Below are 408 nucleotides of genomic sequence, written 5' to 3' on the forward strand. Positions count from 1 at the left end.
CCACACTGCGGAAAAACACCGCTCAACCCGCCGAACAAACATTGAAGCAATACACGTTTCAGCTCGTTCGCCCACTGCCTGGTCACGCCGTGGCGTCGGGCCGCCTCCGCGACCGGCATGCCGGCGAGAATCGCGTTGACGATGGCCTTGTTGCGCAGGAACTCGCTACGCGCCGCGGGACCGTCATCATTGGAATGTACCTGTGTCTGCTGCTGTGATTGTGTATCCATACACCATCCAACACCCCACAGGCGTCAACCATGCCCCAGGACACCTGTCAACCATGCCCCAGGACACCCCGTCAACCATGCCCCAGGACATGCGTCAACTATCCGCTCGAACAAGACACCGGCATCTCAGCGCAAGGATTTCTCGGAAAGAGCGTTGAGTTCGTAATATCTTTGCGCT

At 58.3% G+C, this 408-nt stretch carries 1 pseudogene; it reads right to left on the reverse strand.

Annotation, left to right across the window (positions count from 1 at the left end):
• Positions 1 to 230, reverse strand: a pseudogene (locus tag EHS19_RS11170) (hypothetical protein); the annotation flags it as partial.
• Between the last annotated feature and the right edge of the window lie 178 nt (positions 231 to 408).

Origin of the sequence: Bifidobacterium jacchi (assembly GCF_009078285.1) — a bacterium.
GTDB lineage: Bacteria > Actinomycetota > Actinomycetes > Actinomycetales > Bifidobacteriaceae > Bifidobacterium > Bifidobacterium jacchi.